Here is a 10,519-nt window from a genome sequence, read left to right as displayed (position 1 = left end):
TTTACTCCAACTTACAAAATCCGAAAGTGTTTCAGGTGCTCCCATATTGAGATCCCCCATATCTGCCATTGCATGAAGGGTTCCATTATGTATGAATGATCTTTTTACTGTCTGCCATCCATTTCTTTTTGAACCACCGGTGGTAATGACAATGTTAACAGTATTACTATTCAGGCCGGCAGAACCCGCTATCATCTGCATAATATCATTGCTGGCATTTCTTGTCTTTGTTCCTGAGTCTCCCTCCAGATCAGAGCCGACCATATATACCATGATTGTCCATTGGCGTTCCGGCTGGGGAATGGCCGGGATGTAACCGGCATAGAGCTGAACAAAGCTTCCGGTTGTAAGAAGATCAAGAAGAGATGAACCGGAACCTGCAAAAAAATATGTGTTATTGAGTTCTGCAACATTAAAGCTGCCCATTACTGTTTCCAAGCCATGTGAAGAACGGGTGATCAAGGGTGAAGGTTCGACAGCAGGATCAAATTTTTCCTTTTCAAGTATGCCCTGATTGTTGTTAATAAAATAGAAGCCATCTGTATTTAGAGCAACAACATAAAGGTTGTAGAAAGGTTTGATATCCGGAGCCACTCTTTGAACAAGATTACCGTCCCTGTCCAAATCCTGTTTATAATCTGGTGTAAAAGCGAAGGTTACTGTATTGTCCTTTACTGCAACATCAAATGCGATCTGGTCATATATTGCAAATACCTGTATGGGAATGAACAATATTGCCATTATGATCAATGCAGTTTTCCTGTAAAACCGGAAATTATTCAAAAAGGATGTTGCATATTTAGATAATGGTAATGTAATCATGAATTCTCCTTGAAAAATTTAAATTCCTTAAAGATCAAATAGACAAGGCCAATGACAACCCCGCACAAAAAACCAAAAACATGGGCAGAGATATCTGTATTTTCACCGCCGCTCAGCATGCCTGCCACAGCGGCACCGGCAGCTAAAGGAAAAAGAGCAGAGGGTTTTATATCAATTTTTAATTGATGATTATCATTCCTGTTTTTTACCGTGGAAATAGATACAATATCTCCATACTCAGGGGTGGCAGAACTCCGGCCATGAGTTTTTACCGGTAATTCATCCTTGTATGTTATGATGATTTTACCTGCCACCTGCCATGCAGTCAAAATCCCGATGGCACCCATGACAGCAGTTGAGGCACCTATGGATAGATGAGCCTGACGATGCATCCAGGCATTAACAAGATTACCTGTTGCGCCGGACAGTATAATCAAAAGCATCCCCCGAAATGCACCTGCTATGCTGCAAAGAGGAGTTCCAAAAACAAGCAAACCCACAACATTGCCGGCAAGATGCCCTAAATTTGAGTGGAGCATCATTGCCGTAAATATGCGATAATATTGCCCCTGCAAAATATAAAGGGCAGATGCCCCGTAATTCATAACCACATTATTATGGTTGCCATGATAAATCAGAGAGAAATGAACAACAGAAAGAGCAAGGGCGACAAACAATACAACAATCTTTGCCTGCCCTGTAATAACAGGAAGGGAGGTTTCCGGCGGGAGTTGATTTTTTTCACCTGTCAGATCAACAAAAGGGTTCTCCAGATAAAACTTTTGCAGTGCCTTTTCAGCCTGGGGATATTGTGCACAATCAATTATCAGATCATACAGCCCCTCTGACTGCTTTTCCCAGAAGACCTCAATACCCTGTGAACTCAACACAAGAGCAATCAAGTCAGCTTTTTCCCTCTCCAGGCCGGAGAGGGAAATATTCAACTCCGGAAGAGGCACAATTTCAGTTTTTTCCAGATTTTTCATCCATCAATCAGGTCTCAAAACTTCAGCTTTTGATGCTTCTTCATACATCAATTAGGTCTTAAGAATTCAGCTTTTGCTGCTTCTTCATACATCAATCAGGTCTTAAAAATTCAGCTTTTGCTGCTTCTTCATACATCAATCAGGTCTTAAAAATTCAGCTTTTGCTGCTTCTTCATACATCAATTAGATCTTAAAACTTCAGCTTTTGGCTGCTTCTTCATCTCGCAATGCACGTCTTAAAACCTTACCAACATTGGAGACAGGAATCTCATCCCTTATCTCAATCTCCCTTGGACGTTTATATCCGGCCATGTTCTCCTTGCAGAACTGCATAAGCTCCTCAATGGTTACAGAAGCTCCATCCTTTAACTTGACATATGCCTTAACCATCTCTCCGCTTCTCTTGTCAGGAAGTCCGACAACAGCGGTAAGCTCAACCGCAGGATGGGTATAAAGGATATCCTCAACATCCCTTGGATATACATTAAAACCACTTACAATAATCATATCTTTTTTACGATCTGTTATGGTGATATAGCCATCTGCGTCAATATTTCCTATATCTCCTGTGAGAAAATAACGGCTTCCCTCAAATTCACGGAAAACCTCCTCATTGGCATCAGGACGCTTCCAGTAACCTTTCATAACCTGGGGGCCACAAACGGCGATCTCTCCATCCTCTCCCCTTGGCATCTCCTTTGTTCCTGTCTCTGTATCCAGAATCTTGACATCTGTGCCGGGAATGGGAAAACCTATGGAACCGATCTTTCGGGTCTCCTTAAAAGGAGGATTGCAGCAGACCGCAGGTGCTGTCTCTGTCAGGCCATAGGCTTCAAAAATTATGGCACCTGTCTTATCCTCAAACTGCCTGCACACCTCTGGCGGAAGAGGTGCTCCTCCTGAAAGGCATCCCATAAGTGAAGATATATCAAATTTATCAATCAGCGGATGGTTGGTAAAAGCAACAAAAATGGTGGGAACTGCTGTCATGAAGGTTGGTTTATGTTTCTGAACAATTGTAAGAACCTCGGTAAATGGTGGATTTCCAGCCCTTGGATCAGGCACACATATCAAACGGCTTCCGGTTTTTGCAGCAAGCAGCAATGTACTGTTTATTCCAAATACGTGATACCAGGGCAACACCCCAAGAAAGGTATGAAAACCTCCATAACGCAACTTTTCAGCTTTTCCGTTTTTATCATGAACAAGCCTGAAATATTCAACTGCTGCTTCCAGATCATATGTAAAATTGACGTGGGTGAGTTCAGCACCCTTTGGAACACCGGTTGTGCCGCCCGTATAAAGCATTAAAGCGGTATCCTCATGGGGATTTATGGTTATTGCAGGCGGAGTTGGGGCAGAAGTTGCAACAATCTCATCAAACATAAAGTGATTTGGTTCATGGTGATCTGCCTTGGGAATTTTTCCAAGAAGGCTTCCCAGAATAGCCTTAAGCTTTGGAAGGTATGATTTAATATTACAAATAATAACAGTTTCAACATCAGTATCTTCAATGGCCTTTACTGCGCTTTTGTAAAAGACCGGGTGATCCATGCAGAAAACTATCTTTGCTCCAGAGTCTGACAACTGGTGGTTCAGCTCTGCCGGAGTATAGACCGGATTACAGTTTACGCACACTGCACCTGCTTTGAGAATACCAAAAAAAATCTCCGGAAACTGTGGAATATTGGGAAGAAAAATTGCAACCCTGTCCCCTTTTTTAATTCCATGCCCTGCAAGAAAATTTGCAATCCTGTCGGAAGTATCCTTAACCTGGGCAAATGTCCGGGTGGCATCATTAAAAATGGTATATACTTTTTCAGGATATTTGCGGGCAGCATTATCCAGAAGCTCTGTCAAAGGATAGTTGTAATCGGTTACATCATGTGCCACACCTTCAGGCCAGAAGGGTGTTTCCCACTTTATTAAAGTCATCTATGTTATCTCCTTTATAAAAACGTTCTAAACAGTTAGAGGCTCCGGATTTCATCAAACTCCCTAATTTCCGGCTCCCTAATTTGTTAACTTACACTTCACAGTTGATGGATTTCATTGTCGGAATAACTGCTAAATCCATACCGTAAGTGCCATAAAACATTATTTCCATAAAGCACACTTTCAAAAACTATTTCCATAAAGCACATTTTCAAATACTATTTCCATAAAGCACACTTTCAAATACTATTTCCATAAAGCACACTTTCAAAAAGTTCAGAGATTTTCTTTCCTGTCTCCCCAAAAAACTCAACGGAAATTTTCTTCTCTTTTTCCTGCAGATTCAGATGATGAATCTTCTGTCTCAGCTTCAGATAGCCTTCTGTTAAAAGCCTGGCATCATCTTCTGTCAATATATTTTCTCTGGCAAGGGTTTCAATTAACCTTACATTGTCTGTCCAACGGGTAAGGGGTGGATGATCAAAGGCGTGTCTCAGCACAAGATACTGCACCAGAAACTCAATATCTATAATACCTCCCCTGCCCTGCTTCAGATCAAAAAGCTCTGTATCGTCATCAATCTTTAATGGTTCGTTTTTCTCATGCTCCGCTCTCATCTTCTCCCGCATGGTGCGAACTTCGTTTTTCAGAAATTCAGGCTCTCGTCTGATAATGAGAATTCCATTGCGGATTTGGTTAAACCGCTTCTGAAGAATAGGATCTCCTGCAATGGGACGTGCCCGAATAATTGCCTGGTGCTCCCATGTCCATGCCTCATTTTGTATATATTCGCTGAATGCATCAATATGACTTACAATCATGCCGGATTGACCACTTGGCCGAAGGCGCATATCTGCCTCGTATAGGGTTCCGGCCTGTGTATGAAGAGTTAAGGCATTTATGATTCTCTGCCCAAGGAATGTATAGAATCTTATATTTTCAATGCTGCGTCTCGCACCTTTTGTAAAACCTTCCGATGCAGAGTGGATAAAGACCATGTCAAGATCAGACTTGTAGCCAAGCTCAATGCCTCCGAGCTTTCCATATGCTATTGCCGCAAATCCAGGTGAAGTAAAAGCGCTTAGAGCCTGGTAACCGTTCCCCGGTGCTTCAGACCATGTAACGACACTATTTCCATGATCATTGTCAACATCACTATTTCCATGATCATTGTCAACATCACTATTTCCATGATCATTGTCAACATCACTATTTCCATGATCGTTGTCAACATCACTATTTCCATGATCGTTGTCAACATCACTATTTCCATGATCATTGTCAAATGTTGGAAGGCCATATTTTGCAACAGTGTGGTGCCATGCAATCTCAATAACCCTTGCCATGACAACCTCTGCTATATCAGTCAATCTGTCACTTACCTTCATTAAGGGGTAATTACCGCTTATATCGGCAGCCGCAACCCTAAGGGTCATGACCTGTTTGAATATACATAGCTCTTCAAGCTGAAACTCAAAGTCATCAATGGGAATATGTGCCATACGACGGGCAAGGGAAGCTTCTATCTGTACTCTGTCCGGTGGTTTATAGAGAGCAACAGGATCCATAAGTTCATCAAGAAGAGCCGGATGTCTTGAAAGAAAGGATATGATCCATGGGCTTTTTGATGCCAAAGTCACAAGATTATCAAGGGCTAAGGGTTTTTCATTCAAAAGTGATAGATAACAGGTGCGCCTCTCAATGGTAATGATAAGGTCAACAAGCCTCTGAAGAACGATCTCAGGGTTTTCGCCCTCTCCTGCCTTTTGTACAAGTACAGGGATGAGACGATCCAGACGTTTACGGCCATTGCTGGTAAGTTTTTTTGTATTGGGGTGCTCTGCAAGATTTTTAAGAAGTCCGCATACAGCATTTGCATCAGCAAATCCGGAAATACGGCTACCTGTAAAACCGTGCTGGGGATCATTGATGTTCTGCCAGAGATACTTAAGTTCATCTCTGCTGCACACGGAGTTATCATTGGCAAAATCATTGCTGGAGTTCCTGTTGCTATCAACTCCATTTATCTCTTCATCTTCTTCTGAAACAAACAGATGTCTGAAATGCTCATGAACCGCTGCCATGTGAGCTGTAAGTTCAGAAAAAAACAGCTCTTTGTCATCAAAGCCCATTGAACGTGCAAGCAGCAACTTCTCTTCTTCTTTTACCGGAAGGTCATGGGTCTGCTGATCCCTTTGCTCCTGAAGCCTGTGCTCCACATTTCTGAGAAAAACATATGCAGATGTAAGCTCATCTCCTGTTTTACGGTCAATACAATCCCTCTCCACCAGAAGATTTAAAATTTTAAGGATTTTGCGCTCCTGGAATTCAGGTTCAACCCCTCCCCTGATCATCTGAAACACCTGGCCGAAAAACTCAATCTCACGAATACCGCCAGCACCAAGTTTTATATTGTGACGATACCGCTTATCCTTGACCTGAAGAGAAATTCTCCGTTTCATATCCCTAAGGGAATCAAAGGAGCCATAGTCAAAATATCGTCTGTAAACAAATGGGTTTAGCCGCTTTAAAAGCTGATCTCCTGCAACAAGATCTCCGGCAACAGGGCGTGCCTTTATCAGGGCATATCGCTCCCACTCACGACCCTGGGTCTGATAATACTCCTCCATTGAATCAAAGCTCATGGCAAGGGGGCCATTGGCACCAAAGGGGCGAAGACGTGTATCAACACGAAACAGGAGTTCCCTGCCTGCAGAAGAGTCAAACAGTTTTAAAAAATCCCTGCACATTTTTGTGAAAAACTCTCCAGTAGTATGAAACTGGCATTTTCCCTGAAAAGCAGCATCTTCGGGATAGGCAAAGATGAGATCAATATCTGATGAGAAGTTCAATTCTCCGGCACCAAGTTTTCCCATGCCCAGCACAGCCAGAGCCTGTGGACTGCCCTGGCTGTCAACGGGCGTTCCACAAGTAGAACAAAGTTTATCATAAAGAAAGGAAATCCCTTTGTCAACACATGCTTCAGCCAACTCAGACAAATCCCTGAGTGTCTCCTGAAGCTCTGCCTTTCCTGTGAGATCACGCCATGCAATTCTAAGCATCTCCCTCATACGGGTCATGACAAGCAGTTTTTGAAGATCATCTTCATTATCAATTAAGATTTCCTCTGCTTCGGGTAGATCAACAGATACTTTGGAAAGATCAACAGAATCAGATTTTTTCAATACTGCAAAGGCTCTTTTTAGCAGGGATGCGTCATTCAAAAGCGAGGTAAAATGTCCCATGCCATAGGAACGGTCAAGGTCGCCTGAAACAGCAAGATCAACAAGAATCCACGGATGACGGGAAAAGGTTGAGGCTGCAAATTCACTATATGTCAAAACCGTTTCAAGTTCCGTTACAGATAGGTACTCTTCCGGAAAGACAAGTTTATCGCCTTTCTCTTCAAAGGCTTTTAATAAATCAGAATATCTCTGATTAAATTTTTCTTTTGCAATATCTAAATTATTCACAACTTATCATTACTTTCATTTTTCATAAAATTTTCAGGAGTTATTACCTTCAGAGAAGAAATAAAATCCCATACAAAACAAGATGCATCCTGAAAAGGTTCTCTATCAAGTAGAATATCCATAATCACATTAGTATCAACAAATACCTTCATAGATATTTATTCTCCAGATGGGAATAGTATTCAGATTCATTGATATCAATACCTTTTAGCAATCCTTTTATTTTGGATAATGAATCTTTTTCTTTCCTGTTCACAGGGTTAAGTTCAAATATAACTTTAATCGTCTTTACTTCATAATCTTCAAAATATATTTTTTCGGATAAAAAAATCTGGTTATTCTCCATCCGAGCATCAACCATTTTTAACATAAATCCTCCATTCAAATTTTTTCAGGACGGGGAAGTCATCATTATCAGTTGTGAAACAGTGGTGATGGTTTTTCTGGATAATAAAAAGATATTGAAAAAATATCAATTTCTGCTTATATTAACTGGCTTTATATATTGCTCAAACGATAAAAAATAACAAGGAGAAAAGAGAATGTGCCGTCTGTTTGCACTTACAAGCAAAGATCCAGTCTCTCCCATGGAAGCCATAAAAGCCCTTGATGTCATGAAAGAGGGTCATGACGGATCCGGCGTGGGACTTCTGCTTCGTGATCTGGGGGGGCCCTTTGAGGAGATGAAGGACGCGCCCATCCTTTCCGGTATTTTCAGCGAAGAGGGAATCCGCAAGCTTGACCTGTTCATGATGGATCAAGGCTTTATGACAAAATACAAAATGAGCATCAAGGTTCCCAAACAAACCCTTGAGGGTACACCTAAAAGAGGTCTTTATCTGCTCAGGGCTTATGAGTATCCAGATTCATGGAATGTTGATACTCTTGATGAAAAGGAGCTTGCCACCCGCCTTATGATGACCCGCCTGAAAATCAGGGAAATGGGAGAAGAGAAAAAAGATATGATAGTCTTTTCCTTCTGGCCGGATACCATCATGTTAAAGGAGCTTGGGGATCCAATGCAGATCGCAAGACACCTCGGACTTGACAGAAAGGATCTCAAGGCACGTACAATCATGGCCCAGGGACGTCAGAACACCAACTATGCCATTAACCTCTATGCGTGCCATCCCTTCTTTATAAAGGGATACTCAACCATGACCAATGGCGAAAATACGGCATTTATACCAATCAGGGACTTTCTATCATCCAGGGATTTTCCTGGATACATGGGATACCAGTCAGATTCCGAGGTATTTGCCCATATACTGCACTACACAATGTCAGGGCTTGACCTGGGGCTTGATGCATACAAACACGTCATAACTCCACTTCAGGACAGAGACATTGAAAACCATCCGGATGCCACATTTTTAAAGCACCTTAAAAAATCGTGCCGTCAACTGATAATTGACGGTCCCAACTGTGTGATAGGAACCTTGCCGGACAACACCCTTTTCATGGCACAGGACAGAAAAAAACTAAGACCCGGCGTGGTGGGCGGTCGCCCCGGCATGTTTGCCTTCTCTTCAGAGGTCTGCGGCCTTGATGCTGTGATACCGGATCGGGATAAAAGTAAAGATATTCAACCCATGCACCTTGATACAGCCATTGTAGGCCCGGACAGACAGGAGGTAAAAATATGTCGTCAAACAGAACCATTAACCCTTCCTCTTTAAGTCTGAGTGATCTGCCATGGCAGATTAACTGGGACAAAGATCGATGCACCCTGTGCGGACAGTGTACTGCTGTATGCCCCATGCAGGCCATTGAGCTTGCTGTCTTCAGAAAGAGAAACATTGCAACATCCATGGATCTTAAACCGGTTGGCAATATAAATCCTTCGGAAAGACCACTTTCTGCATTTGAAACATGGTATGGCATCCGCCAGAAAAAAACTGTTGAAGAGAAATGCATAGGCTGTGCAATGTGCTCCATGGTCTGCCCCAATGATGCCATCAAACCTGTGCCAAACCAGGGAATTGACAGATACAGGTTCCACGTCAACCAGCATGGAGAACCCAGAACAAGGGGAGGCAGAAGGAACACAACAGATTCACTTCTGGACAGAATCAAATTTATCAGGATATCCATGCTCACAGACCCTGCCTTAGATGCCGGACGCCACGAGTTTGAACTTCGTACCCTTCTTGGCAGAATCCTTCCTCCAAAGGAGAACATGCTCCGCTTAAGAAACAACGGCTGGATACCACCTGTGCGGGAAATATACCCACTTATAATAGGTGGCATGTCATTTGGTGCACTTTCACCCACAATGTGGGAAGGTCTTCAGATGGGAGTGGCATATCTAAATGAAGAGCTTAACATGCCTGTCAGAATCTCCACAGGAGAAGGAGGATGCCCGCCGCGCCTTTTGAGAAGCAGATTCCTTAAATATGTGATACTTCAGATAGCAAGCGGTTACTTTGGATGGGATGAGATCATCCACGCCATACCCCACATGAAAGAGGACCCATGTGCCATTGAGATCAAGTATGGTCAGGGAGCAAAACCCGGGGATGGCGGTCTTCTTATGTGGCACAAGGTCAACAAGCTAATTGCAGCCATCAGGGGCGTTCCCCAGGGCGTAAGCCTTCCAAGCCCCCCAACCCACCAGACCCAGTACTCCATTGAGGAGTCAGTTGCCAAGATGATAATGTCAATGTCAATGGCATGGGGATTCAGGGTACCTGTATATCCAAAGATATCAGCATCATCTACATCCCTTGCAGTTCTTAACAACCTCACAAGAAACGACTATGCATCAGCCATTGCCATAGATGGTGAGGATGGCGGAACAGGAGCTGCCTATACAGTCTCCATGGATCACATGGGACACCCCATTGCATCATGTATCCGTGATAACTACCTTAACCTTGTGGCCATAGGTAAGCAGAACGAAATTCCAATATTTGCAGGTGGTGGTATTGGCAAAAACGGCAATATTGCTGCCAATGCCGCAGCTCTTATCATGCTTGGAGCAAGTGGAGTACAGATTGGAAAATATGTAATGCAGGCAGCAGCCGGCTGCATTGGAACCGAAAAAGACCGCTGCAATGTATGCAACCTTGGTATCTGTCCCAAGGGAATCACCTCACAGGATCCAAGGCTCTACCGCCGCCTTGACACTGAAGATGTGGCACAGCGTATTGTTGATCTCTTTGTTTCATTTGATATTGAACTTAAAAAGATAATTGCACCGCTTGGAAGATCAACATCCCTGCCCATAGGCATGTCAGATGCCCTTGGCATTGATGATTACCAGGTCGCCCAGCGTCTCAATATCAAATATGTGGTTTAGGA

General features: G+C 43.0%; 8 protein-coding genes. 2 read left to right on the top strand and 6 right to left on the bottom strand.

Annotated elements, in window-relative coordinates:
* The 6 genes from MTBBW1_RS24925 to MTBBW1_RS24905 form a co-directional block, all read right to left on the bottom strand.
* A partial coding sequence (locus MTBBW1_RS24925; RefSeq protein WP_222424162.1) for a hypothetical protein occupies positions 1-822 on the bottom strand: 822 nt, incomplete at its 3' end.
* Positions 819-1,808, bottom strand: coding sequence for a rhomboid family intramembrane serine protease (locus MTBBW1_RS24920; protein WP_080809011.1), 990 nt, complete (start codon positions 1,806-1,808; stop codon positions 819-821). The genes MTBBW1_RS24920 and MTBBW1_RS24925, both read right to left, overlap by 4 nt.
* 198 nt (positions 1,809-2,006) lie before the next feature.
* On the bottom strand, positions 2,007-3,743 hold the full coding sequence (locus tag MTBBW1_RS24915; protein WP_080809009.1) for a long-chain-fatty-acid--CoA ligase: 1,737 nt from the start codon (positions 3,741-3,743) through the stop codon (positions 2,007-2,009).
* A 239-nt stretch (positions 3,744-3,982) separates the two neighbouring features.
* A complete protein-coding gene (gene glnE / locus MTBBW1_RS29845; protein WP_080809007.1) occupies positions 3,983-7,216 on the bottom strand; it encodes a bifunctional [glutamate--ammonia ligase]-adenylyl-L-tyrosine phosphorylase/[glutamate--ammonia-ligase] adenylyltransferase in 3,234 nt (1,077 codons plus the stop codon).
* The gene (locus tag MTBBW1_RS28740; protein ID WP_186441697.1) at positions 7,213-7,368 is read right to left on the bottom strand and encodes a hypothetical protein; all 156 of its coding nucleotides are present in this window, start codon (positions 7,366-7,368) and stop codon (positions 7,213-7,215) included. The genes glnE and MTBBW1_RS28740 overlap by 4 nt, the downstream gene beginning before the upstream one ends.
* Positions 7,365-7,586, bottom strand: a complete 222-nt coding sequence (locus MTBBW1_RS24905) for a hypothetical protein (RefSeq protein ID WP_080809005.1) — start codon at positions 7,584-7,586, stop codon at positions 7,365-7,367. The genes MTBBW1_RS28740 and MTBBW1_RS24905 overlap by 4 nt, the downstream gene beginning before the upstream one ends.
* Positions 7,587-7,758: 172 nt before the next feature.
* Here MTBBW1_RS24905 and MTBBW1_RS24900 point away from each other — a divergent pair, with 172 nt between their 5' ends.
* Both MTBBW1_RS24900 and MTBBW1_RS24895 read left to right on the top strand, forming a co-directional pair.
* A complete protein-coding gene (locus MTBBW1_RS24900; protein ID WP_080809002.1) occupies positions 7,759-8,895 on the top strand; it encodes a class II glutamine amidotransferase domain-containing protein in 1,137 nt (378 codons plus the stop codon).
* On the top strand, positions 8,859-10,517 hold the full coding sequence (locus MTBBW1_RS24895) for a glutamate synthase-related protein (protein ID WP_080809000.1): 1,659 nt from the start codon (positions 8,859-8,861) through the stop codon (positions 10,515-10,517). The genes MTBBW1_RS24900 and MTBBW1_RS24895 overlap by 37 nt, the downstream gene beginning before the upstream one ends.
* Positions 10,518-10,519: the final 2 nt, after the last annotated feature.

This window comes from Desulfamplus magnetovallimortis (assembly GCF_900170035.1).
Classification (GTDB): Bacteria; Desulfobacterota; Desulfobacteria; order Desulfobacterales; family Desulfobacteraceae; genus Desulfamplus; species Desulfamplus magnetovallimortis.
This window is presented reverse-complemented; position numbering and strand designations above follow the sequence as displayed.